Consider the following 25,466-nt stretch of genomic DNA (forward strand, 5'->3'; position numbering starts at 1 on the left):
CTATCTTAACTTTTCATAAAAGTATGTTTTCTCCTATTAAAAATTATCCACTTTTTCTCTCACTTTCTTTTTCAGTTTAAAAATAAGACGATTACTATATTCTTTATTTTCTACTAAAATTCGATACACCTCTAATACTCCTAACACACGAACAAAAAGATAGACTCCAATTGCAATAAGTACAACACAGTAAGGGTAATACTGCACTAATTCTCCTGAAGTGATATGCTTTTTCTCAAACAAAAACGGTATTGCGCCTGCGGCTATAAAACAAAATCCAATGATCATTACTGCCGCATACTTTTTCTTAATAATCGCATATCTTTTTGTCAATTCTTTTAGAAAGTTTTGATCAAATAATAGTTCTTCTTTTTTCAATACATTGTATCGACTCTCTTCTATCGTTGCAGGTACCATCATTGCTCCAATTCCAAGAACAGCAATAATAATGACAAGAAATGTCGACATTGTTGCATTTTCTTTAAATAATAAATACGGTATTGTCGATAAAATGAGCAAACTAAATCCTAACGCAATATATTTAGAATTTTTTTGTCCATACACTACATACCCTTCTGCCATTTCCTGACTTACATAATATCCATCTACATTTTCATTACTTTGCTCAGCAGTTTCCTTTAATAAATAATCAAGTGATACTTCAAATACATTTCCAATCATTATTAACTTTTCAGTTTCAGGAAAACCTTGACCGTTTTCCCATTTACTAACCGCTTGCCTTGTTGTGTTTAATTTCTCGGCTAATGCTTCTTGAGAAAGACCTTTTTCTTTTCTTAATTTAAAAAGCTTCTCACCAAATCCCATATGTGTGTCCCCCTTTGTTTTCTTACCTAAATTGTATGTAAACATTGCACTTATCTCTATCTTCCTGTGGTTGCACTTTGTCAACTTACGGTTGCGATTGTGTTATATAGCGGTTTTATATACGATTTAGCTATTTTTCTTCTAAGATTGTGGCGTTAATAAATCACCCTCTCCTAATAACTAATTATAACAATTAAAGGTAATTTTTGTTATAAAAAATAAAAACTCCCTTATTCATTTAAAGGAGTTTTCGATATGAAATATTCCAAGAAGGGCTAATTTTCTTTCTCATATTAATTCACAATTTCTTCTATACATTTTTGCATGTTGTGCAACGATTAATAAGCATCCCACACAGTATATGTTGTCATCTCTTTATATAAGGCGTATTCATATATATGTAAAATATTACTCCTATTAATTTCTCTAATAAAACCACTTCTCAATAATCATAACGGCTTCTGCTTAAACTTTTCATAATGTCGTACTTTTAATAAAAGGACATTCCCGCAATCTGTACAAATATAAGCATCTACCGGTGAAGATGTGAACATCGTCTCCTTTTTCCGTATTTGTGCATAACCGACAAACTCACCTTCTCCTATATTTTGAGAACCACAATTAGAGCATGTCTGCACGTCTTTCTGTTTCATGAGAGCACCACCTTTAATCTGTTTCTACTCCCTTCGACAGTTCACTTCCATTTCCCTTCCAAAAAACCTCTTATTCTCTTACATTTCAACAGGAATCTCAGAACAAACATCGTATATGTACTATGAAATATATTTATTGACGGAGGAACTTTATGAATACGATTATGACGTTTAATACAGCTCAAGAAATTGAAAACGCAGAAATACATATGCTCTCTTCTAGATTAACGCTATTACAAGCAATAAACGAAAATCCAATGCAAGTACAAATGAAAAAGTTCGGTAGTGCCACTGCTTTTTCATCAAAAGTAATTGCTGGTCCGGCTTTTAATACGGTAAAAGGTATTACATTTACAAATACAGATGAGTTAGATGAAATTATCTCTTATTATCAATCACTACAAATCCCTTGTCGTTTTGAAATTACACCCGCTCAAGGTACAGCTGAACTATTTCATTACTTATCTGAAAAAGGTTTTTATCAATCTAGCTTCCATACCGCTTTATATAGTATACCGAGAGAAGATCCATCCCTTCTTCCTTCTAACATTTCAGTACGCCAACTAAAAGAAAATGAATTTCATATTTTTGCAGACATATATGTGCGTGGATTTAACATGCCATCCTTTACAAAAGATGGTGTGCGCCAAAATAACGAAATTCTTTATAATAAACCAGGATGGCATTTTTTCATAGCCGAAGTTCAAAATACTCCTGCAGGCATTGGTGTTCTGTACATAAATAATGGGATTGCTTCATTAGCTGCTTCTGCTACTTTGCCAGAATTTCAGCGTAAAGGCTGTCATACTGCCTTAATTCAAAAACGAATTGAGACAGCTATTGAATCCAATTGTCATTTAATAGTCGGACAAGCAAAATTCGGTAGCAGCAGTCAAAATAATATGGAACGTGCCCATATGAAAATTGCTTATACAAAATCAATATGGACTGCAAAAGACATGTAATTAACATTCCTTCTCCTTCCATTACAATCTTATACATTCCATGACAATTCCTTTTCTATACCATTAATCATTTGAATATTCAAACTGTATTTGTTAAGCTATTACTAGATACATCATTCAACTTGCAATATGAAAAGAGAACTCTAATCAAACTACAAGGAGGAGAAATGTATGACTAAACATGATCATGGTTTAAAAGAAAAAGTAGAAGGTGCTATTGATAAAGTAAAAGGCGAAGTAAAAGAAGTTGTCGGGAAAGTAACTGACAATAAAAAATTACAAGCTGAAGGAAAATGGGATAAAGTAAAAGGCACTGCTAAAGATACGGTTGGCAATGTGAAAGAAAAAGTACATGAATATAAAGAGCATAAATAATAAAAACACGTTAGATGTATTTTCATCTAACGTGTTTTTATTTATATACATAATGAACCACATAACATATGATATATTTTTATTTCTCTATACTTTTTGTAAGTGGCTCTTTAAAGGCATTTCTATTCCATACAACAAAAACAATAAGAGAAATAATAAAGAATACAACAAGACATATACCCAAATAATCAAAATTAACTACCTGTATGAGATTCCAAAACGGTCCCTGTAAATTATAGCTTTCAATAAGCAAAGATAATAGTTGATATCCCCCTATTAAAAAAGCCGTTATAACAGATATTAAGGTAATTAATACATTATACGAATTTCTTATTCGATTATTTTCCATTGCCCACTTATAATTCGTATTCATGAATGTACTATCTAATGTATCCATCAATGACATTCCTGCAGCAAATAAAATGGGGAAAGCAAATATACTTACAAGTGGAATAGATTGACTTGTTGCAGTTACTGTAGAAAGAGCAATTAATCCAATTTCACTTGCTGTATCAAAACCGAGCCCAAATAAAAAACCGATCATATACAATTGCTTCTGACTATTAATAAAACTAAATAAACGTTGTGCGAAACGATATATAAACCCTAAGTTTTCTGGTTGCTTATCTTCTTGGCTCCGTAACACTTTAATAAGATACAACAGATTGGTAAGACCGATAATAATAAGGAATGTGCTAGAAACGATTGTACCAATAATACCGCCTATAGTAGAAAAACTCTCCATTCCATGTTTTGCCGTTTTTCCAATTAAAGCAATTAATACAATCATCACAAATACTACTGTAGAGTGTCCTAATGAGAAGTAAAATCCCACCCCCTGTGAGTTTTTACCTTTTTCAATTAATTTCCGAACAGTATTATCAATTGCGACAATATGATCACTATCAAACGCATGACGCAATCCTAAAGAATATGCAATAATAGCCATTCCAATTATGCTATTACCTTTATACAGTGCTGGTAATAATAAGAGAATCCCAAGCACATGAAGAAATATAATAATAACAAAAAATTTAGTTGCCTTCTTCAGTTCACTTTTCCACATAGTTACTAGCCCTTTCTACTTTAAATTGAATACTTTTGAAAACGAAAAGTGCCATAATAAAAACTACGATCGTTATAATAGTCGCTAAAATAATTACAAAATTATTTAATACATCTGTATGATTTGTAAGTGTTAACAGAGCTGGTACTGTTGCAGTAATCCAAGATTCAACGAAGCATACAATTCCTACATAAATATGAATCTTCTTTTTCAACCCATCTTGCAGGAAAAATAAAAACCAAAGGAATGCCCAAAAGAACCAAATTATTGTACTTTGTAGGCCTCCACTCTCATGTAATTGATTCACTATTCCCATAACCGTTGCAATGATAGCAACCCAAAGAGAATAGTAGCCTACACCTGAAGAATCAAGTTTTAGTATATTTGTAAGACCAACATATAAATAAGTAAAACCAAATAAAAAGATAGTTCCATTAGATAGGATAGTCCACTCATCGGATTGACTTCCTGTAAATAATAAATATAATGGTGTCAAAGTTTGTAGTGCCCCTACAAATAAATTAAAGTACCCTACACTTTTGCTATCAATGAGTTTAAAAGCTGCTAGTGAATTCATAAATAGAACTGCACCAACAAATAATAATCCCACATTAGTCATAGTATCCCCTTCTCCTACTTAATATTTTCGATAGGATGTTAATTCTTCATGCAGACAATTTTCTCTAACAAAACGATGACACTGAAAAAATATAGACTCCATATCCTCTGTATTATGACTAAGTATGCGTATGACAAAGCCTTTACATGTCGTAGAAGCTATTCCAATCTTCATATTGTTAGTGTTAGAAAACGATGTTTTTAATGCTGCAATTAAGTCATTTGTAACGTTCTCATTAATAACTATGAAAGTACCATAATGGGAATATTGATTTAATATTCCCATTTGATCTAATGACTCTTTAAAAGGGTTTAGCAATAAATGATCATATACTACAAGTTTATTTTCCATATATATTTTTGTTAGCGAATCAAAATATTGGTATGTGAACTTCTCCATATTCGGCGACCAGCCAGGCGTAACTGAATCACATAAAATCAATGTAGAATTATTTTGCATATATATATTTGTTTTTTGCTTATATGCTGCGTCCTTGTACATAATTAACGGGTCTGGTAGATATTCCATAGCAGCATTCTGACCAATATAAAAATTCAATTCTTGCAAAGCATAACTATTTGGAGTCTTGTAAACTTTCGTTGCGGATTGGCTTGTTATATATGTTTTCGCATCTTTACCAACATTTATATTTATAGAATAGAAATCTCCTTTTAAATAGCCTCCACCAGAATTCATAATATAGTAATATGCTCTACCATACTTGTCCAAATATATCGGCTGCGTTACTTTTAAGGCATCTTTATGATAAACCTTAATAGGTACGGTTTTATCTCTCTTTTCCATCACATCAATGTTTAAGACACCTGTAGGAGATTTCATTTTTTCAATCCTTCTAACATAATGTTTTGTCGCATCCAATTTATTAATTCTTGTAAACCTTCCTCATCCTTCAAATTTGTAAAAAAGTATGGTTTATTATGTCGGTAATGTTTTGTATCCTGCTCCATAACTCCAAGATCTGCCCCTACATAAGGTGCCAAATCCGTTTTATTAATTACAAATACATCAGATTTAATCATTCCTTGCCCACCTTTCCGTGGAATCTTTTCTCCCTGCGCCACATCAATAATATAAATTGAAAAATCCACTAGCTCCGGACTAAATGTGGCAGCTAAATTATCACCCCCACTTTCAATAAAAATAATATCTAAATTATTATGTCTAATCATGAGTTCTTCAATTGCTTCAAAATTCATAGAAGCGTCCTCTCGAATTGCTGTATGTGGACACCCTCCTGTCTCTACACCAATAATTCTATCTTCTGGTAAAACACCTGTTTTCAATAAAATCTTTGCATCTTCTTTCGTATAAATATCGTTTGTAATTGCTGCAATTTCATAATCTGTATTTAGATGTTTTGTTAACTTTTCAACTAACATTGTTTTCCCAGCACCTACCGGGCCACCGATACCAATTTTAATAGGCTTTATCATTTTATTTTTCCTCCCTATGACATGAAGACCCTTACATTTACATCTTCATGTTGCATTTGATTTATTTCGAATTCAGGATCATTCAATCCAAAATCATCTAATGAAAGTATTTGAATTCTATCAATAGATTCACAGATTAATCCATGACATTCTTGTAATAGTTTTTGACCGTCTGTTTGTCCAAGAGGAATGGCTCTCACACCGTTTTGAATTATACTTCCAACACTTGAGTATAAGAAAACTAAGAGGGTTTCTTCTATTGTCATTTTCAATTCCGCTCCTAATATTCCATATACGATACTCGGATGACCTTGTAATTTATTACCTATAATATTTTCTTTATATATATTTAAATTTACAAATGAAAACAATTCACACAATAATTTAGAAGTACTTTTACTAATCATTCTATTTGCTTTTCTACATTCAAAAGGCAATGTTTGTGCTGTTATTAAATCATCTAAAAATGTAATTTGTTCTCCCTCATTATTCTTAATTGCTTCGTAAGTATATTTGCAAATTAAGCCGTCCGTGTATGTTAATTGCACTTTTATATATCGATTCATCCATTTAAAAAATCCGGCTTTATTTGTAACTTGTCCCTCTTGAATAAACGTTTCTAATCCAAAAGAGTGACTAAAACTTCCTGTTGGGAAGTTAGAATCACTAATTTGGAGTAGGTTAAGTAGGTTAAATATGTTTGTGTGAAGCATGCTTGAACGGTTTTGGTAATACTCTATTTTCTTTTTGATAAGGAACACCTTCCTTTTTAAGCAAATCTTCTACTAAGTAGTCATTCGCCAAAATCATGCACCCTTCATCGAATTGTGCTGGTAAATGTCTATTGCCTAAGTTATGAGCAATGATTCCCATTTCTTTTATTGATGTTGGAGTAATTACAATTACTTCTTCTGGTAATACTTCAATATATACAATTCGATTTTCATCTTCATATAAAATATCACCGTTCTTTAATGTTTCTCCACTACCTAAAGACACCCCAATTTCAAAACCAGATTCTGAATATAGTTTCTGAACCCTCTTCAGTAAAAGCTCACTAGAAATCAATATTTTATCAAGATGCTTTTTTGTATTTGAAAAATCATCCATATTGCATACATTGTTATTAATTTTTTCAATAATCATTTTATCTCCCCCGTTATATCAAAATAAAAAATATCTTTGAGCCATAGGTAGTACATCTACTGCTTCACACGTGATTACTTTTCCATCAACTTTAACTTCATATGTCTGCGGATCCACTTCAATTTCTGGTGTTGCATTATTTAGCTTCATATCTTGCTTCGAAATCTCTCTCGTATTTTTAACAGGTAATACAACTTTATTTAAACCTAATTTGTCTTTAATATTATTCTCATAAGCTACTTTCGATACAAATGTAATCGAACTGGACTGTACTGCTTTTCCATATGCACCAAACATCTTTTTTTCATAATATGGTTGTGGTGTAGGAATCGAAGCATTCTCGTCTCCCATTAATGCCATCACCACCATCCCGTTTTTCAAAACCATATCTGGCTTAACACCAAAAAATTGCGGATCCCATATTACAAGGTCAGCGTACTTTCCTACTTCAATAGAGCCGACATATTCTGAAATCCCATGTGTAATAGCTGGATTAATTGTATACTTCGCTATATAGCGTTGAATTCTATTATTATCGTTATATTCTTTATCTCCCTCTAAACTACCAATCTGCTTTTTCATTTTATCGGCGGTTTGCCAATTGCGAATAATAACCTCTCCAACCCTTCCCATCGCCTGTGAGTCAGAGCTAATCATGCTGAAAACCCCTAAATCTTGCAAAATATCCTCTGCCGCAATTGTTTCTTTTCGAATTCTTGAATCTGCAAACATTACATCTTCTGGAATATTGGCTTTTAAATGATGACATACCATAAGCATATCTAAATGTTCATCCAGCGTATTCACTGTATATGGCAAGGTCGGGTTCGTTGAAGATGGTAAAATATTATTTAGTGCAGCAATCTTTATAATATCGGGTGCATGCCCACCTCCAGCCCCTTCAGTATGGTACGTATGAATAACACGATTATCAATAGCTTTTATCGTTTCTTCCACAAAACCACATTCATTTAACGTATCGGTATGAATAGCGACTTGAATATCATATTTATCAGCAATCTGTAACGAGTGATTAATTGCGGAAGAAGTCGCTCCCCAATCTTCATGAATTTTCAATCCGATAGCCCCTGCAAATATTTGTTCTTCCAAGGCAGGTAGACTTGAACTATTTCCTTTCCCTAAAAATCCAAGGTTTATTGGAAAAGCTTCTGCTGCTTCTAGCATTTTTCTTAAGTTCCAAGATCCAGGTGTTATTGTAGTTGCCTTAGTCCCTTCTGCGGGTCCTGTTCCCCCACCAATTAAAGTTGTTATACCTGAAGCTAATGCTGTATCAATTTGTTGTGGGGATATGAAATGTACATGTGTATCGATACCTCCAGCTGTAACGATTTTTCGCTCACCAGAAATTACTTCCGTCGATGTTCCAATGATGATATCAATATTATCCATAACCGAAGGATTACCACTCTTACCAATTGCTGAAATTTTCCCATCTTTTATACCAATATCCGCTTTATATATTCCCGTATAATCAATAATAATTGCATTCGTAATAACAACATCCACAACCCCCTGTTCCCTTGTAAGTTGTGAATTTTGTCCCATACCATCCCTAATTGATTTTCCTCCGCCAAAGACAGCTTCATCACCATATACAGTGGCATTTCGCTCAATGTGTGCGAATAATTGTGTATCCGCTAAACGAATAGAATCTCCTGTAGTTGGACCGTATAAATCAGCATATTGTTTACGTGACATCTTAAAACTCATGCTATCTCCCTCTTTTTGTGTAAGATTGAATATCGCCATCCACTTTATTTTTAAATCCATACACTTTTTGTTCCCCGGAATATGGAACTAATTCAATCGTTTTTTCATCTCCAGGTTCAAATCTTACAGCTGTACCCGCTGGAATATTTAAGTGTTGTCCAATTACTACACTACGATCGAATTTTAATGCCTCATTCACTTCATAAAAATGGTAATGAGATCCAATTTGAATAGGTCTATCTCCCTGATTTAACACCTTAACTTTCGTTACTTTTTTATCTCCATTACATACTATGTCTTCTTTCGCAAGAATATATTGCCCTGGAATCATAACATTCACTTCCTTTAATGAATTGGTTGATGAATAGTTACTAATTTTGTTCCATCAGGAAAAGTTGCCTCGACTTGAATATCTGATATCATGTCTGCAATACCATCCATAACATCTTCAGCACTTAAAATATTTTTTCCAAGCTCCATTAATTCCGCCACATTTTTACCATCTCTTGCTCCTTCCAAAATTTCATACGTAATAATAGCGATACTTTCTGGATAGTTTAACTTAAGCCCCCTCTCCTTTCGTCGATAAGCTAAATCAGCCGCAACAACTACTAGCAGTTTATCAATTTCTCTTGGCGTTAATCTCATTACGCTCTCCCTTTCTGAAGTATTTTAAAACTAAGAATATTCTAAAAACAAAAGGTGTATTTTCAATGTCCTTCCCGTGTTTTCTCCATGTTTTTTCTATCAATCAAATAAAAAAAGACTAGAATTTCTAGTCTTTTTTATTTCCCTTCATTCTTCTCTAACACATACAAATCTTCTTCAATATTAGATAATTTCTCTATTACAAGCTTTCTAGCATCTCCAATTGCTTGATTGTATGCAAATGGTCCTACTAATTTAATCATTTCTTCTATTAAACGCTCTGCTTGGAAGCGTCCAATTTCATCTAAATCTTCTTCAACGAAAAATTGCTGAATTTGTGCTACTAGCTCTTCTTTTTTATCATTTGGTATTTTTATATTCATCATCATTTGTTACTCCTCTATATTTATGATAGTACGTTTCTTAACTCTACCATAGAAAAACGCTTTCCAGGACAAGTTTTTGTAACCCCTTCTAGCTCTCTATGACCAAGTATATTTTCTTTCTTTATAGCAAACTGCTTCATAAACATTTTACATAAAGAATATAATGCATTCATTTGTGCAGGAGTTGGATCGTATTTATCAAAATTACCTGTCATACATATTCCAATTGTATCCCTATTATTATCTTTCGCATGTGCTCCAATATGTAAACCTCGTCCTTCAACTATGGTTCCATCTTCTTCAATAAAATAATTGTAACCAATCCCGCTCCATCCTCTTACTTTTTGATGAAACTCATGTGTTTGATATACATCCCATCCATCTTCGGATGTATGGTGGATAATCAGTTTATTCACTTTTTCTAAAGGAACTAATTCATCTTGAAAGGTTAAATTAACACATTTAATTTCCATTTGAACATCCTCCCTTAAAAATCAATCATCATCATTGTTTTATCATCTGGTCTTATTCTCTTTTCTCCTTCTAGCTTTTCGATAATTGCTACATATTCACTTATACTATTCTTTCTTATATATGCAACAGCTTGTTCGAGCGACCAATCTGGGTGGAATAATCCGTCTGAACAAATAAAAATGCCGCTCACTTCATCTATATGTAATTCACCATGCTGTAAATAATGTATCGCTTCTTTCATTCCGTTTGCAACGGAATACCCGCCCTGCATATTTGCAAGATAACGATTATATTTTAACTGTTCTCGCACATCTTGAAAAACATGTTCTTCTAGTACAGATAACCCTTGTTTACGATCTTCTTCTCTCTTCTTTTTTGCTCGTTTGCTAATTCCTTCAACTGTGTCTTTCGTTAATACTTGTATTGTTCCATTTCGAAGTATTGCGACAATCATACAGTCCCCTAACTGTGCGTATTCAATTTTCTCTCCACCTATTTGAACTGCCGCAATACATGTGCACCACAAATGCTCTTTTTTTCTCGTATCTACCTTATATTCTAACATTTTTCTTTGCAATGCTTCATTTGCTTTTGCAACTGCAACTGGTAAACTATGATTTTCACGTAATGAAGCAAAATAACTTGCAAATAAATGCGAAGCGATGTATGCTCCATTATGTCCCTGTTCATCACGAAACGGGACGAGAGGTGTTGCACCGTCACATACACCATATATCTTATTTTCTTCATTACAAAAATAAGAATCCTCACATTCTTGCTTCAACGGGCTTTTCTGTTGATATGTTTTTATCTTCACAACTGTATCCCCTTTCAAATGATAAAATACTCAAATTCTTTTGATTAATCAAATTTACCGAAATAAACTGTTTTTACCCAAAACTTTCAATATCATATATAATCTTGAAATAATATGAATTTTTTAGTGAAGGACGGGAAAGAGATGGTCAGATTTCTTGGTGTTATTATTGGTTCTATTATTATTGCGATTGCCTTTAATCTTTTCCTTATCCCCCACAAAATTTTAAGTAGTGGAATTGGCGGAATTGCTATTATTTTAGGGATTGTAACTCCTGTAAACACAGGTATTATTAACTTTGTATTAAACTTACCTATCCTTATTTTAGGATACATAGGCCTTGGAAAAAAAGTAATTTTTAACACGATTGTCTCTGTTATTGTATTATCTGTTGCATTATACTACGTTCCAGTAAAAGTCGTAGCAACAGATCCACTTTTATCTTCCATCTTTGGTGGTGTCATTGCCGGAGCTGGTATCGGTCTTGTTTTTAACTGTAATGGATCAACTGGTGGATTTGATATTATCGGTATGTTGTTGTCTCGCAAAAGAGACATTAAACTTGGTGGATTCCTTATTATTTTAAATGCAGTCGTTGTTATTATTGCAGGATTCTTCTTCACTTGGGATGTTGCCCTTACAAGCTTACTTTCCATTTATGTAACTGGTAAAGTTATCGATGCTATTCATACGAAACATCGAAAGGTTACACTTATGATTGTAACAAATGAAGCGGAAAAAATGAAAAAACAACTTCTTTCAACTGTTGTACGTGGCATTACATTACTTGATGGCGAAGGTGCTTATTCTAGCGAAAAGAAACGTGTACTTATGACCGTTGTTTCTCGAGAAGAATTAGCAAGTATGAAATTAACAATTTCTGAAATTGACCCTCATGCATTCGTTAACATTACCGAAACGGTTGAAGTATTAGGATTGTTTAGAAAAGGTTAAAAAACTAGGTGGATTTCCACCTAGTTTTTATTTTCCATAAATTCAATTCGATTTCCGAACGGATCTGATACGTAAAATCTAATTACATCTGGACGTGCATGGTCATCTATTACTTCCATACCTTGCTTTATTAACTCTTGTTTAAATTCATCAATTTTTAAAACATAAAAAGCTGGATGCGCCTTTTTTGCTGGCTTGAAGTTTTGCTCAACTCCGATATGAATCTCTTGATTTCCACACTTAAACCAACATCCACCACGTTTCTTTAATTCCTCTGGCTTCGGAATTTCCTCCATACCTATTTTTTCACCATAAAATTCTCGTGCTTCTTCTTCACACCCTACAGGCGCAGCTACTTGTACATGATCGATCCCTTGAATATAATTTTTCATTTTCTCTCCCCCTCCTCTATCCTAATATTATAAGGAAAACCTACTCCTGTAACTTACAAAAGGTTTATAAAACAATATAAGCTCCCCTTATTACTACCCTACATTCACTTTGCGAAAAATAAAGAAAACAAAATTTATTCTATAACTTCCATTTTTTATAGAAATACACATTACATCTATATTATAGTTATGAATAGACAAATCTTTTTAGATGCTATTTGTACGGAGGAACTATTATGAGTCGTAAAAAATATTCATCAACTCAAAGAAAACGTCATCCGAACATTTCTAGACGTTTACGCAACCATATACAAGATTGTTCATTAACAGAAATGTACGCATCTCTGTTCGAACACAACCCTGATGGTATTATTTCATTAAATTTAGAGGGAATTATTATACACACTAATCCTTCTGCCGAAAGAATACTAGGTTACACTTCTTCAGAGTTAGAGCGGAAAAGCATTACCTCGATTTTAGAAGCTCATATTTCTGAGCAAGTATTACAAAATATAAAGAATACGGAAGCGGATAATCAACAAGAGTATATTTTATCTATTTATCATAAAGATGGATTCTTATTAGATGTCGTGACAAAACTAGTTCCTATTTTTGTCCAAAATCGTCTAACTGGCGTATATGCCATTATGAAGCCTCTTGAAAAATCAGAAAGAATTGAGAAAAAGCTTAAAGAAAGTGAGAAGAGGTTACGTACATTAGTAAACTCCATGCCTGCGTTTGTTATATTTAAAGATCATGAAGGGCGCTGGCTTGAGGCAAATGACTACGCACTTTCTTGCTTCAATTTCCATCATGTACCTTACCACGGAAAAAAAGATAGTGAACTCATTCAATATAATGAAGCGTACCGAGAAGCTTTTTTACATTGTGAAGAAGTCGATGAATTAGCATGGCAACAAAGACAAATTCTTCATGGTGAAGAATTTATTATTCATAGAGATGATTTCGACCTAATCTTAAGTATATCGAAAGTTCCTCTCTATCACCCTGACGGCTCCCGTAAAGGTCTTATCGTAATGGGAAGAGATATTACTGAGCTAAAGGAAACGGAAAAGTTATTACGAAAATCTGAAAAGCTCGCAGTAGTCGGACAACTGACAGCTGGAATCGCTCATGAAATTCGAAATCCACTCACTTCTCTAAAAGGTTTTCTAACATTGCTACTCCCTGAAATAAATGAGGAGCAGAAGTGGTATATCGATGTTATGTTAAGTGAAATTTCACAGATGGAATCTATCACGAGTCAATTTATGGCGATGTCTAAACCACAAGTATTAGCAATCCAAACTTGTAACATACAAACTTTAATTGAAGAGGTAGTTACATTTATTTTACCAACCGCAATTATGCATAGCGTTCATATCATTATGGATCATTTTGATTACGTATATGACATTCAATGTGACGGTAACCAATTAAAACAAGTTTTTATAAATATATTAAAAAATGCGATTGAAGCAATGCCCAATGGCGGAAATATTTTCATCCAAACAAAACCATTAGAGGGGAATTTCATCTTAATACGGATTATCGATGAAGGTTGCGGTATCCCAGAAGATCGTATCTCCCGTTTAGGCGAACCGTTTTATAGTTTAAAAGAAAAAGGCACAGGGCTAGGATTAATGATGTGTTACAAAATAATTGAAGAACATCATGGTAAATTACACATTTCAAGTGAATTAAATAAAGGTACGGTCGTCGATATTCACCTACCACTTTCTTCACCCCACCTTGCAATCCAGTCTTAAATAATAAAAGAAGCATCTGCTAACGATTAGCAGATGCTTCTTTTATTATTTATACTTATAGAACTGTTTTTCCATACCATTCTTTTGCTTTTTCTACTTCACCCATCGTTAATTGATGTCCTCTATTTTCCCAATGCATTGTTACATTAGCGTTTGCATTTTCTAATAGTAGCTTCAATTCCTCTGACTCAGAAGATGAACAAATTGGATCATTTGTCCCAGCAGCAATAAACACGGATTTCCCAGCTAAATTAGGCAATTGTGTTCCTCTTCTAGGCACCATTGGGTGATGAAGCACAGCACCTTTTAATGCATTTTCGTAATGGAATAATAAGCTTGCCGCAATGTTTGCTCCATTTGAATACCCGATAGCTACAATGTTATTTCTATCAAATTCATATGCTTTTGAAGCTTCATCTAAAAACTCATTTAATTCCTTCGTACGGAAAATCAAATCTTCTTCATCAAAAATGCCTTCTGCCAATCTACGGAAGAAACGTGGCATGCCATTTTCTAATACATTTCCTCTAACACTTAATACAGATGCTTCCGGATCAACTATTTCTGCAAGTGGTAATAAATCTAATTCGTTTCCTCCTGTACCATGAAGTAATAACAACACTGGTTTTGACGTATCTTTTCCTTTTTGAAAAACATGTTTCATCATAATCCTTTTCCCCTTTCAATCACTTTAATCTAAATGTCTCACTTCAAACGGCAAAAGCGTTTGTTCAATCTGTTTTCTATGCTGTTCATATTGTTCCGGTAATTTTAATTCCTCACCCATTGTCTCTAACGATTCATCATGAGCGAAACCAGGAGGATCTGTTGCAATTTCAAATAAAATTTCACCGTGTTCTCTAAAATAAATTGCGTTAAAATAATTACGATCTTGTACAGGAGTTACGTGGTATCCAAAACGGGACACATGCTCTTTCCAGTCTAGCTGATCAGCATCGTCACTCGCTCTCCAAGCAATATGATGCACTGTACCAACGCCCATTTGGCCACGACCGATTGTTGATAACCTCAAGTCGATAATATTTCCAATCTTAGCAGAAGAACGGAATCGAACGAATTCACCCTCTTCTCCAATTTTCTCAAGACCCATAATATGTTCTAACAGTTCAGCAGTTTTTTGAGGCTGTGCCGATAATAGAACCGCACCACCAAATCCTTTAATTGCTACTTCTGGCGTAACTTCTCCAAACGTCCAATTATTTAATTCACCCTCTTCTCTTTCTACTAATTCTATATGCAAACCATGTGGATCATCAAATTCTAAATACCGCTCTCCAAATCGAGTCATTTTTGTATATGAAACATCGAATTTTTCTAATCTATTCTCCCAAAACTCCATTGCACCTTTTGGTACAACATAAGAAGTGATACCTACTTGACCGTCACCAATAACTCCTTGACGAGCACCTGCCCATGGGAAAAACGTAATAATTGTTCCAGGCTTTCCTCCTTCATTACCAAAATAAAGATGGTACGTACCCGGATCATCAAAATTTACTGTTTGTTTCACTAAACGTAAACCTAATACACCAGCATAAAAATCTACATTTTCTTGTGGATGTCCTACAATTGCTGTAATGTGATGTATCCCCATTGTTTTCTTTTCCATTTCGTCCACTCCTTTTTAATTCATTATAAAAATTGCTTTACATTAAAATTCATTATTCATTTTGTCCATACTAGAAAGTAAAATCCGTCATGATAATTTTATCTCGAATTCGAGATATTAATTATAAAATTACACATTAACGTTTAACTTATCGAAATTATCTCGATTTCAAGATAGTTTCCAAAAAATTTACTCACTTTAATACCATAATCAGTGGGGGGCTTACTGCCCATTAAAGTGGGATAAAACGTGATTTAGAATATCATTTACCTCGAACTTAACACTTATTATAAGTTACTTACTTTTCTTTGTCAACAAGTTACTTATTTCATTTAAAATGAAAAGGGAGTAAACGCTATTCACCGTTTACTCCCTTTTCAAATCATTTCGTTTCTTCTTCCAGCACTGCTTCCATCTCATTAAATTCACGATGAATTGCTTTAACTGGTTCTTTCGTTACTAAACTTACAACAATCACAGCTAATAAGCTACAGAAGAATCCAGGTACCATTTCATACATAGTCGCTTTTAAACTTGGAATTTGTACCCAAGTAATTACAACTACTGCACCAACAATCATCCCAGCAAGAACGCCCCATTTGTTCGTTCTTTTCCAATATAAACTTAATAAAATGGCAGGTCCGAATGCTGAACCAAATCCTGCCCAAGCATAACCGACGAGTGTTAAAATTGTATCACTTGGATGATACGCTAAAACAACTGCGATCATAGCTACTACTAAAACTGACAGTCTACCGATAAATACAAGTTCTTTATCACTTGCGTTACGACGGAAAAATGTTTTATAGAAATCTTCCGTTACTGCACTTGAAATAACAAGTAATTGCGAGGAAATACTACTCATTATAGAAGCTAATATAGCTGACAATAAAAACCCGGTAATGTACGGATGGAATAAAATGTTTGAGAATGTTACAAAGACCATTTCTGGGTCTTGTAATGTCCCATTATTTTTAGCATAGTAGGCGATACCAACCAAGCCAGTAAGCATTGCACCTATAATGGAAATCGCCATCCAACCGATACCGATTCTACGAGAAGTTTTCAAATCTTTAATAGAGGTAATTGCCATAAAGCGGACAATAATATGTGGTTGACCAAAATACCCAAGACCCCATGCTAAAAAGGAAATAATACCAAGAATTGTGGTCCCTTTAAACATATCTAAATGCGATGCATCAACTTGCTTAATCGTATTGTATGTCTCTGTTACACCACCGACATCTGTAAAAGCAACAATTGGTACTAATACGAGAGCAATAAACATAATACACCCTTGCACAAAGTCGGTCCAACTTACTGCTAAAAAACCACCGAATAGTGTATAAGCAACTACGACACCGACAGTTACAAATAAACCAATTTTATAATCAAGGTTGAAAGAATTTTCAAACAAACGTCCACCTGATACTAAACCAGCCGACGCATAAAATGTGAAAAATACTAAAATGACGATAGCGGAGACAAAACGAAGTATTTTCGTACGATCTTTAAATCGATTCTCTAAAAAGTCTGGAATCGTAATTGAATCATTAGCCACTTCTGTATACGTTCGCAAACGCGGGGCAAGAATTAAATAGTTTGCATAAGCACCTATTAATAAACCTATCGCAATCCACACACTTGATAACCCTGTCGCATACATCGCACCAGGTAATCCCATTAGCATCCAACCACTCATGTCAGAAGCACCAGCTGATAAAGCTGTAACTGCTGGACCGAGTCCCCTTCCGCCTAACATATAATCTGATAAATCGGATGTCTTCTTATAAGACCAATAACCGATATACAACATACCTGCCATATAAATAGCAAGCGAAACCATAATCTCAATCTTCACCAAATCTCTCCCTTAGTTACATAAGCCATTCAAAATTTCGAAAAATGACTTTTTCTATTTTCTTGTTTTCGCTTATGGTTCCCTACCTTAACAAACATTTTTTGTTCTTTCAAGTGAACAGGTGTTTTTTACTACATATGAAAACCTTCATAAACGCCTTTATCCCAGTGGATTACCCGGGTTTCAAAAGAAATAAAAGTAAAAATATTCAGAAAATAACACGGTGTGTTTTTTCACATCTTATTTTCATTTTTCATCCGAAAAATTTTAAAAGAAAAAAGCCATACGAATGTATGACTTTCAGCTTATTGGCATCGCAAATCTCTCTTTCTCTACATATACTTTCCGGAATTTCATATAGCACCCAATACGCCAAGGTACTATATAACAAACCGCAAGGGTGTAGAAAAGAATGCCAATTGACTTTGGATCTAAACCTTGTAAATGTCTTCTAAAATAAGCACGTAAAAGAACGATAACTAAAAATGTAGCAATAAAAGCAATACTTTTTTTTGCATAAATTTGACCATCTTCTCTGATTTCATATCCACTTAAAATAATAAGTGGAATTGATAATAACAGTCCAATCCCAGCAACTATCCCAATTTTCCAACCAGCAAGTTGGATTGGTGCTGCATATAAAGAAAAACCTGGAAATAAAAAGAATAATGGCAATAATAGTCGTCTTCCTTTATTTTTAATTGGTCGATTCATAGAACGCATACGTCTAAATATAACGAGCCCTATAACGAGTAAAAAAATTGTAATACTGTACGAACCTTGCTGCAAGTGAATCTCTCCCTAAAAATATTTATTTTTAAAAGCCTTTCCATTATACTCCTAATATTTTCTAAAGAATATGATTATTCCTCCTGAAAATCTTACATTTCAAATATACTTTTAAGTTCGATTTACTATAGGAAACAAATCTGAAAGAGAAACTACCCGCCCCATCTCATCCTTGAACACAATATGCTCTCTCGTTAAATGACGTGGACTCTTTACTCCCGCTGCTGCTGCAAGTGAGAACAAACTATATCTCATACTTATTATATAATTCATGACTCGCCACTTCTTCTCATACGGATCTAGTGCTTTTTGATAGTGCGGATTCGTCGTGGCAACACCAGATGGACATTGGCCAGAATTACATTGCAGCGCCATAATACAACCGCTTGCCATCATAAAACCACGTGCCGAGTTTACAGCATCTGCACCAATCGCTAAAGCAATTGCCACTTTATCTGGTGTAATTAATTTCCCCGAGGCAAACACTTTGAATTTATCACGAACACCATAATGATTCGCTGTATCAATACATGTCAGTAACGCTGGAATAAGCGGCATCCCCATACTATCTGCCATCGATTTATATGTTGCTCCTGATCCACCTTCTGAACCGTCAATTGTAATAAAATCCGGATAGATATTTAACTCTTTCATCGTTTTAAATAAATCTTCCAACGGCTCCTGCTGTCCAATTACAATTTTCATACCGATTGGTTTCCCGCCAGTTTCTTGCAAACGCTGAATAAAATAAAGTGTATCTGCTGCATTGTTCAAAAATGAAAATCGATTCGGAGAATTAATCGTCTCTCCTACTCGTACATTCCGAACCGAAGCAATTTTCTCATTTACTTTTTGCCCCTCTAAATGACCACCACGTATTTTCGCACCTTGCCCAAATTTCAATTCAAATGCTTTAATATTACTTTCTTTCACTTTCTCCATAAATTTCTCCATTGAAAAATTCCCGTCCTCATCACGGTATCCAAATAGCCCTGGACCAATTTGCGCCACGATATTCGCCCCTGTATGTAAATGTTCTGGAATAACGCCACCTTCACCAGTATTAATCCACGATCCGCCTGCCATTTTCGCTCCAAAGCCGCTCGCTAAAATATAATTTTCGCCAATCGCACCGTAAGAAGTTGCTGATGCCCCAAACATGCCATACAGTTTCCATGGATATTTACGATTTTCGCCGACGATAATTGCATCGTCTTCTTCGTATAACCAAAGATTCGTTGTATCCGCTGTCAATTTTTCTCTCCGTGAAAATAATCCTTCTTTATGAATCACATACTTTTTCCCTTCACGTTCTTGCGTTACGTTCACACTTAATTCTTCTGTTAATACCGGAAACAACGTATTAGCAATATAATAACCAGATGCTTCAAAATCTCGTTTCGACCCAAAACCAAGTATTTCAGAGCGATACTTCGCTAAAAACATAACACTTTGAAAATCGTAACGTGAAAAAGGTTTTCCATCTGTATCGTGATCAAACCAATATTGTCGGAATTCCGGCCCTATCTTTTCCAGTAAGTAACGCATTCTTCCTAAGTATGGATGTAATTTTAAAATAGAATGATGCGTCCGTTTTTTTATAAAAAATGTGATAATAAAAAAGACGATTAAAATCAACATTAATAATAGTAATATACTAATAATAACGAGTAGCGTTTCACTCATCTCGCTTCCCCCTATGAAATTCCATAATAAAAGGAGAACACTCCATGTGTTCTCCTTTTATCTTTATTCAAATTAATGTAGCAAGATGCTCTTTCGCGTCATATTCAACTAAACTTTCAGCATGTTTAATTCGATGAACAAAATCTGGATTAGCAATTAACGGTCTTCCGAATGCAGCTATGTCAATTGTTCCTTCTTGCAGTGCTTCTTCTGCCTCTTTCGGATTCAAATTACCAACCCCAACAATCGTACCATCCCAATATTTTCTTACTAATTGATGAAAATTCTTTCCGTCAGCAATCACTTGCGTATAATTCATCGTTGAAGGGTGAATCATCGTTAATCCAACTTCTTTAAACATATTTACGAATGTTTCAACTGCCAGCTCAGGGTTTTCCCACATATAAGTAGGATTATCCCCTTTAAAAGCAGAGAAACGAAGAAGTGTTTTATCAGCTCCAACTGCTTCTATTACAGCCTCTGTTACTTCTTTCATAAACGTTAACCTTTGCTTTAAGTCACCGCCATATTTATCAGTACGCTTATTAGCAAACTCATAAGTAAATTGATCAATTAAATATCCGTGTGCACCGTGAATTTCTACCCCATCAAATCCAGCTTCGATCGCGTTTTTCGCAGCTTGTGCGTATTGACTGATAACTTCTTGTATTTCTTCTAACGTCATTGCTTCTGGTGTATCAAATGGTTTACGAAAACGCGGAACATTCCCTTCTGCAGCGATTGCAGAAGGCGCTTGCGGCATTTGCCCACCAATTATTTCGTGATGACTCATACGTCCAACATGCCATATTTGAGCAATAATCGTTCCGCCTTCTTTATGTACTGCCTCTGTAACAGGTTTCCAAGAATCGATTTGTTCTTGCGTATAAATCCCTGGTACTCCTGGATTCCCTTTCGCTCTCGGACTAATGACAATTCCTTCTGTAATAATTAATCCAACTCCGTCAGCAGCACGTTTTCTGTAGTATTCCGCTACATCAGCACCAACTACTCCAGTTTCATTATCTGCAAAGCATCTTGTCATTGGTGCCATTGCTATGCGATTACGAAGAGACCAAGCTCCGACTTGAATCTGATCAAACAACTTCGTTTCTTCAATATTTTCAAAAGATCCCCAAGCGTTTACATTTGTTCCTTCATAAATACTTGCCGCTTTCTTGTTCGAACTTGTCATGTTTTTTCCCCCTAAAAAAATTCTTACTACAATCGCATCATACTTACTTTTAGATAGTAACGTCAATTTATACGCTCTTACCTAGTAATATTCGTATATAGAAAAACCTCTCTAATAAAATAGAGAGGTTTCTCCTTATATACGAATCTCTTTCCTGATCGTCTCCCTCGCCAAAAGAAAACTCATAATCACTTGCGCAGCTACTCGGCTCGTCATATCTCTGAAATCAAGAGTTGGATCAATTTCTACAATATCCATCCCTTGAACGAGAGGTTCTTTGCCAAGAAATTCAATCGCATCCAGTAAAGTCGCGCTATCCATTCCCCCAGGACCAATCGCTGGACAACCTGGCGCAAATGCTTGATCTAGTACATCCATATCAAGAGAAATATAAATAGAAGTCACGCCTTGCTTTCTTAATACTTCGATACTTTCCGTCATAATATCTTTTATTTCTCGCTCTCGTACATCTTTCATTGTATACACTGTCACGCCATGTTCTTTTGCATATTCATGGTACGCTCGTGCATTTGAAAAATTACGAATACCGATTTGAACGAGTTGTTTTCCTGTAATAACACCATTTTCTAGTAAACTACGGAACGGTGTACCATTTGACGGACCACCATCTTCTAAGTTGCGCAAATCATGATGGGCATCAAATTGAATAATACCGATCTTCCCTTTACTATTTGCAAATCCTGTTATACTCGGAAAACTAATCGAATGATCCCCACCAAGAACGATTGGTATCATGTTCGGATTTACTTTCGTTACATGACCAACTGTTTTCGCAATTCGGTTATGACTTTCTTTTATATCCGTCACATGCATCGTAATATCTCCGCAATCATATAAGACACTTTCTTTCATATCATGTTCTTCTGTAACTGCGTACGTGCTATATGCATCTAACATCGCACGAATTGTTTTTGGAGCAAAACTTGCTCCTGAATGACTAATAGATGGTTTAGAAAGGGGTGCTCCAATTAAGGCCGCACCGAATATTTCCACGCCTTCCTCCCAATCTTTAATCATTTCACTCCATTTTGTCACTTCACGATCGATAAACTTGGCATTTTTCTTTAAATAGTGGCCGTGCTCCACGATTGTTCACCTCTTGTATATGCGATATTACCATTCTTCCATACTGTATTTACATGACTTACGCCGTAATGATACGGTACGTAAGCATAATTATAAGCATCCCATAGCACTAGATCTGCCTTGCGACCTACTCTAATTTTCCCAGCTACATCGCCACGATTAATTGCGTAAGAAGAGTTAACTGTTACCGCATTCCAAACTTCTTCTGGTGTCATTTTCAACTTCAGCATTGCGATGCTCATAATAAGCTGAATGTTTTCCGTTGGACAGCTGCCCGGGTTAAAGTCTGTAGCTAACGCAACTGCAACACCTTCATCAATCATTTTTCGGCCGCGTGCAAAGCTTTCTTTATTTAAATAGAAAGTTGTTCCTGGTAATAAAGTCGCTACTGTATTAGAGTTTGCAAGCATTTCAATTCCTTTATCAGAAGCACCAACTAAATGGTCCGCTGATGCTGCACCAATTTCAGCCGCTGCTTCCGCACCACCAAGAGGGTCAATTTCATCCGCATGAATTTTCACATCAAATCCAAGCTCTTTCGCTTTTAATAAAAACTCTTTTGACTCTTCAACAGAGAACACACCTGTTTCACAGAAAATATCAACGAATTCCGCTAATTGCTTCTCTTTCATTTCTGGTAATAAATCTAACATCCATTGTAAAAATTCTTTCGATCTACCTTTATACTCTTTTGGAACTGCATGAGCACCTAAAAACGTTGACACTAAATCGATTGGATGTTCTTTTTGTAATTGTGCAGTTGCCTCTAATTGTTTCCATTCCGTCTCATCATCTAATCCGTAACCACTCTTCGCTTCTACAGTTGTAACTCCGAAAGATAGCATACGGTCTAAATGGAATTTCGCCTTTTGAACAAGCTCTTCTTTCGACGATTGTTTCGTTGCATTTACAGTTGAAAGAATACCTCCGCCTTGTTCTAAAATTTCTAAGTATGGAACTCCTTGTAATTTTAGCGCGATTTCATTTTCACGAGATCCACCAAATACAAGGTGGGTATGCGGATCAACAAGACCAGGAGAAACCATTTTCCCGCCACAATCAATAACTTCTTTTGCCTGAAGTCCTTTTGCTTCTTCTGCTGTTCCAACGAAAGTGATTACACCATTTTCAATTCCAACCGCACCGTTTTCGATAACAGGAAGCGTGTTCATCGCTTCCCGTCTTAACAAGCCATCTTCTTGATCCATTGTTAGTAATTGACCGATATTTATTAGTAAAGTGTCCAGCATGTTTTTCTCCTCCTTATTTCATCATTGGAATGTTAACGCCTTTTTCTTTCGCAGTTTCCACAGCTAAGTCATACCCTGCATCCACGTGACGAACAACACCCATACCAGGGTCAGAAGTTAATACGCGCTCAATACGTTTTGCTGCTGCTTCCGTTCCATCTGCAACGATAACCATTCCAGCGTGAAGTGAATAACCCATACCAACGCCGCCACCGTGGTGAACAGATACCCAGCTTGCACCGTTTACACTGTTAATTAATGCATTCAAAATTGGCCAGTCAGCTACTGCATCACTACCATCTTTCATCGCTTCTGTTTCACGGTTTGGAGATGCTACTGATCCGCAATCTAAATGGTCACGACCGATAACGATTGGTGCTGATAATTCACCATTTGCAACCATTTCATTAATGATGCGACCAAATTTCGCGCGCTCGCCGTAACCAAGCCAACAAATACGTGACGGAAGACCTTGGAACTCAACTTGCTGACGAGCCATACGGATCCAGTTACATAAATGCTCATTATCAGCAAACTCACGTAAAATTACTTCGTCTGTTTTATAAATATCTTCTGGGTCACCAGAAAGTGCTACCCAGCGGAATGGTCCTTTTCCTTCGCAGAATAATGGACGGATAAATGCTGGAACGAATCCTGGGAAATCGAATGCATTTTTCAAACCTTCATCAAAAGCAACTTGGCGAATGTTATTTCCGTAATCAAATGTAATTGCGCCTTTTGCTTGCATAGCAAGCATGGCTTCTACATGTTTTGTCATGCTTTCTTTTGATAATTGTACGTAGCGCTCCGGATCTTCTTCACGAAGTTTTGCTGCTTCTTCTAACGTGTAACCTACTGGAATATAACCGTTTAATGGATCATGAGCAGATGTTTGATCAGTAACTAAATCTGGCGTAATATTACGCTTCACTAGCTCTGGTAAAATCTCTGCCGCATTTCCTAATAAACCAATTGAAATCGGTTCTTTCTTCTCTTTATACTCGTTCGCAACCGTTAATGCTTCTTCTAATGATTCTGTATACATATCACAGTATCTCTTTTCAATACGACGATCGATACTGCGCTTATCAACATCAATAGCGATAACAACACCGCCATTCATCGTTACAGCAAGAGGTTGTGCACCGCCCATACCACCTAAACCAGCAGTAAGTGTTAATGTACCTTTTAATGAACCACCGAAATGTTGACGTGCCGCTTCACCAAACGTTTCATATGTTCCTTGTAAAATACCTTGTGTTCCAATGTAAATCCAGCTACCTGCTGTCATTTGTCCATACATCATAAGACCTTTTTTCTCTAGTTCACGGAAGTGATTCCAGTTCGCCCACTTCGGTACTAAGTTTGAGTTCGCTAAAAGAACGCGAGGTGCATCTTCATGTGATTTAAAGATTGCAACTGGTTTTCCTGATTGAACAAGTAATGTTTCATCGCTTTCTAACGTTTTTAATGAATCTACAATTGCATTGTAGCTTTCCCAGTTACGAGCTGCACGGCCGATTCCACCATATACAACTAATTCTTCTGGCTTTTCAGCAACTTCCGGATCTAAATTGTTCATTAACATACGAAGTGCAGCTTCTTGCACCCACCCTTTCGTTTGTAACTCCGTACCTCTTGGCGCGCGAATTGTTTGTTTAACTTTTTCCATTT

General features: G+C 35.3%; 28 protein-coding genes. 4 read left to right on the forward strand and 24 right to left on the reverse strand.

Going from position 1 to position 25,466, the window contains the following annotated elements; genetic code table 11:
- Positions 1 to 36: 36 nt before the first annotated feature.
- The gene (locus tag ACTFRN_RS00815) at positions 37 to 825 is read right to left on the reverse strand and encodes a helix-turn-helix domain-containing protein (RefSeq protein WP_000505624.1); all 789 of its coding nucleotides are present in this window, start codon (positions 823 to 825) and stop codon (positions 37 to 39) included.
- Between the two features lie 449 nt (positions 826 to 1,274).
- A complete protein-coding gene (locus ACTFRN_RS00820) occupies positions 1,275 to 1,478 on the reverse strand; it encodes a hypothetical protein (RefSeq protein WP_000810212.1) in 204 nt (67 codons plus the stop codon).
- Between the two features lie 152 nt (positions 1,479 to 1,630).
- On the opposite strand from ACTFRN_RS00820, the gene ACTFRN_RS00825 reads away from it, so the two are divergent.
- Together ACTFRN_RS00825 and ACTFRN_RS00830 are read left to right on the forward strand one after the other, a co-directional pair.
- Complete coding sequence (locus ACTFRN_RS00825) at positions 1,631 to 2,443, forward strand: GNAT family N-acetyltransferase (RefSeq protein ID WP_049111148.1); 813 nt, start codon at positions 1,631 to 1,633, stop codon at positions 2,441 to 2,443.
- A gap of 171 nt (positions 2,444 to 2,614) precedes the next feature.
- Positions 2,615 to 2,818, forward strand: a complete 204-nt coding sequence (locus ACTFRN_RS00830) for a CsbD family protein (protein WP_000160408.1) — start codon at positions 2,615 to 2,617, stop codon at positions 2,816 to 2,818.
- A 79-nt stretch (positions 2,819 to 2,897) separates the two neighbouring features.
- Here ACTFRN_RS00830 and ACTFRN_RS00835 read toward each other — a convergent pair whose 3' ends face one another.
- From ACTFRN_RS00835 to ACTFRN_RS00890, 12 genes are all read right to left on the reverse strand, one after another.
- Positions 2,898 to 3,884 (reverse strand): HoxN/HupN/NixA family nickel/cobalt transporter, encoded by a 987-nt coding sequence (locus tag ACTFRN_RS00835; RefSeq protein WP_000265975.1) that lies wholly within the window; start codon positions 3,882 to 3,884, stop codon positions 2,898 to 2,900.
- Positions 3,871 to 4,503 carry an AmiS/UreI family transporter gene (locus tag ACTFRN_RS00840; protein WP_000185992.1) on the reverse strand — a complete coding sequence of 211 codons (633 nt, stop codon included), beginning with the start codon at positions 4,501 to 4,503 and terminating at the stop codon, positions 3,871 to 3,873. The genes ACTFRN_RS00835 and ACTFRN_RS00840 overlap by 14 nt, the downstream gene beginning before the upstream one ends.
- A gap of 18 nt (positions 4,504 to 4,521) precedes the next feature.
- The gene (locus ACTFRN_RS00845; RefSeq protein WP_000841917.1) at positions 4,522 to 5,343 is read right to left on the reverse strand and encodes an urease accessory protein UreD; all 822 of its coding nucleotides are present in this window, start codon (positions 5,341 to 5,343) and stop codon (positions 4,522 to 4,524) included.
- Positions 5,340 to 5,957: an urease accessory protein UreG gene (ureG, locus tag ACTFRN_RS00850; RefSeq protein ID WP_000594924.1), complete on the reverse strand. Its 618-nt coding sequence runs from the start codon at positions 5,955 to 5,957 to the stop codon at positions 5,340 to 5,342. The genes ACTFRN_RS00845 and ureG overlap by 4 nt, the downstream gene beginning before the upstream one ends.
- A gap of 14 nt (positions 5,958 to 5,971) precedes the next feature.
- Positions 5,972 to 6,670, reverse strand: coding sequence for an urease accessory protein UreF (locus tag ACTFRN_RS00855; protein WP_000903409.1), 699 nt, complete (start codon positions 6,668 to 6,670; stop codon positions 5,972 to 5,974).
- Positions 6,648 to 7,103, reverse strand: coding sequence for an urease accessory protein UreE (locus ACTFRN_RS00860; protein WP_000582801.1), 456 nt, complete (start codon positions 7,101 to 7,103; stop codon positions 6,648 to 6,650). The genes ACTFRN_RS00855 and ACTFRN_RS00860 overlap by 23 nt, the downstream gene beginning before the upstream one ends.
- 18 nt (positions 7,104 to 7,121) lie before the next feature.
- The gene (gene ureC, locus ACTFRN_RS00865; RefSeq protein WP_000008663.1) at positions 7,122 to 8,834 is read right to left on the reverse strand and encodes an urease subunit alpha; all 1,713 of its coding nucleotides are present in this window, start codon (positions 8,832 to 8,834) and stop codon (positions 7,122 to 7,124) included.
- Between the two features lies 1 nt (position 8,835).
- On the reverse strand, positions 8,836 to 9,165 hold the full coding sequence (locus ACTFRN_RS00870) for an urease subunit beta (protein ID WP_000612159.1): 330 nt from the start codon (positions 9,163 to 9,165) through the stop codon (positions 8,836 to 8,838).
- Between the two features lie 14 nt (positions 9,166 to 9,179).
- Complete coding sequence (locus ACTFRN_RS00875) at positions 9,180 to 9,482, reverse strand: urease subunit gamma (RefSeq protein ID WP_001241327.1); 303 nt, start codon at positions 9,480 to 9,482, stop codon at positions 9,180 to 9,182.
- 137 nt (positions 9,483 to 9,619) lie between these two features.
- Complete coding sequence (locus ACTFRN_RS00880; protein ID WP_041184504.1) at positions 9,620 to 9,871, reverse strand: DUF2164 domain-containing protein; 252 nt, start codon at positions 9,869 to 9,871, stop codon at positions 9,620 to 9,622.
- Between the two features lie 17 nt (positions 9,872 to 9,888).
- Complete coding sequence (locus tag ACTFRN_RS00885) at positions 9,889 to 10,341, reverse strand: peptidoglycan recognition protein family protein (RefSeq protein WP_000402972.1); 453 nt, start codon at positions 10,339 to 10,341, stop codon at positions 9,889 to 9,891.
- Between the two features lie 14 nt (positions 10,342 to 10,355).
- Positions 10,356 to 11,177 (reverse strand): protein phosphatase 2C domain-containing protein, encoded by an 822-nt coding sequence (locus tag ACTFRN_RS00890; RefSeq protein WP_041184503.1) that lies wholly within the window; start codon positions 11,175 to 11,177, stop codon positions 10,356 to 10,358.
- A 126-nt stretch (positions 11,178 to 11,303) separates the two neighbouring features.
- Here ACTFRN_RS00890 and ACTFRN_RS00895 point away from each other — a divergent pair, with 126 nt between their 5' ends.
- Positions 11,304 to 12,113, forward strand: coding sequence for a YitT family protein (locus tag ACTFRN_RS00895; protein WP_000251336.1), 810 nt, complete (start codon positions 11,304 to 11,306; stop codon positions 12,111 to 12,113).
- A gap of 20 nt (positions 12,114 to 12,133) precedes the next feature.
- Here ACTFRN_RS00895 and ACTFRN_RS00900 read toward each other — a convergent pair whose 3' ends face one another.
- The gene (locus tag ACTFRN_RS00900; protein ID WP_000800774.1) at positions 12,134 to 12,505 is read right to left on the reverse strand and encodes a VOC family protein; all 372 of its coding nucleotides are present in this window, start codon (positions 12,503 to 12,505) and stop codon (positions 12,134 to 12,136) included.
- Between the two features lie 236 nt (positions 12,506 to 12,741).
- Here ACTFRN_RS00900 and ACTFRN_RS00905 point away from each other — a divergent pair, with 236 nt between their 5' ends.
- The gene (locus ACTFRN_RS00905) at positions 12,742 to 14,274 is read left to right on the forward strand and encodes a BA3702 family sensor histidine kinase (protein ID WP_000087685.1); all 1,533 of its coding nucleotides are present in this window, start codon (positions 12,742 to 12,744) and stop codon (positions 14,272 to 14,274) included.
- 55 nt (positions 14,275 to 14,329) lie between these two features.
- Here ACTFRN_RS00905 and ACTFRN_RS00910 read toward each other — a convergent pair whose 3' ends face one another.
- The 9 genes from ACTFRN_RS00910 to hutU all read right to left on the reverse strand — a co-directional run bounded on the left by ACTFRN_RS00910 (position 14,330) and on the right by hutU (position 25,464).
- Complete coding sequence (locus ACTFRN_RS00910) at positions 14,330 to 14,941, reverse strand: alpha/beta hydrolase (RefSeq protein ID WP_000975490.1); 612 nt, start codon at positions 14,939 to 14,941, stop codon at positions 14,330 to 14,332.
- Positions 14,942 to 14,965: 24 nt separating this feature from the next.
- Entirely contained in the window at positions 14,966 to 15,904 is a 939-nt protein-coding gene (locus ACTFRN_RS00915; protein WP_000412747.1) for a ring-cleaving dioxygenase, read from the reverse strand.
- A 382-nt stretch (positions 15,905 to 16,286) separates the two neighbouring features.
- Positions 16,287 to 17,765 (reverse strand): sodium/proline symporter PutP, encoded by a 1,479-nt coding sequence (putP, locus tag ACTFRN_RS00920; protein ID WP_000687613.1) that lies wholly within the window; start codon positions 17,763 to 17,765, stop codon positions 16,287 to 16,289.
- A gap of 300 nt (positions 17,766 to 18,065) precedes the next feature.
- Positions 18,066 to 18,554, reverse strand: coding sequence for a CcdC protein domain-containing protein (locus tag ACTFRN_RS00925; protein WP_001183912.1), 489 nt, complete (start codon positions 18,552 to 18,554; stop codon positions 18,066 to 18,068).
- A 111-nt stretch (positions 18,555 to 18,665) separates the two neighbouring features.
- Positions 18,666 to 20,240: an FMN-binding glutamate synthase family protein gene (locus tag ACTFRN_RS00930; RefSeq protein ID WP_061183398.1), complete on the reverse strand. Its 1,575-nt coding sequence runs from the start codon at positions 20,238 to 20,240 to the stop codon at positions 18,666 to 18,668.
- 67 nt (positions 20,241 to 20,307) lie between these two features.
- Entirely contained in the window at positions 20,308 to 21,435 is a 1,128-nt protein-coding gene (locus ACTFRN_RS00935; protein WP_074568003.1) for an alkene reductase, read from the reverse strand.
- Between the two features lie 135 nt (positions 21,436 to 21,570).
- Positions 21,571 to 22,542: a formimidoylglutamase gene (hutG, locus tag ACTFRN_RS00940; protein WP_088106462.1), complete on the reverse strand. Its 972-nt coding sequence runs from the start codon at positions 22,540 to 22,542 to the stop codon at positions 21,571 to 21,573.
- A complete protein-coding gene (hutI, locus tag ACTFRN_RS00945; RefSeq protein WP_000887535.1) occupies positions 22,521 to 23,792 on the reverse strand; it encodes an imidazolonepropionase in 1,272 nt (423 codons plus the stop codon). Before hutI ends, hutG begins: the two co-directional genes overlap by 22 nt.
- A 13-nt stretch (positions 23,793 to 23,805) precedes the next feature.
- Positions 23,806 to 25,464, reverse strand: coding sequence for a urocanate hydratase (gene hutU / locus ACTFRN_RS00950; RefSeq protein ID WP_000416709.1), 1,659 nt, complete (start codon positions 25,462 to 25,464; stop codon positions 23,806 to 23,808).
- Positions 25,465 to 25,466: the final 2 nt, after the last annotated feature.

It is taken from the genome of Bacillus cereus group sp. MYBK245-2 (assembly GCF_051916145.1).
Classification (GTDB): domain Bacteria; phylum Bacillota; class Bacilli; order Bacillales; family Bacillaceae_G; genus Bacillus_A; species Bacillus_A pacificus.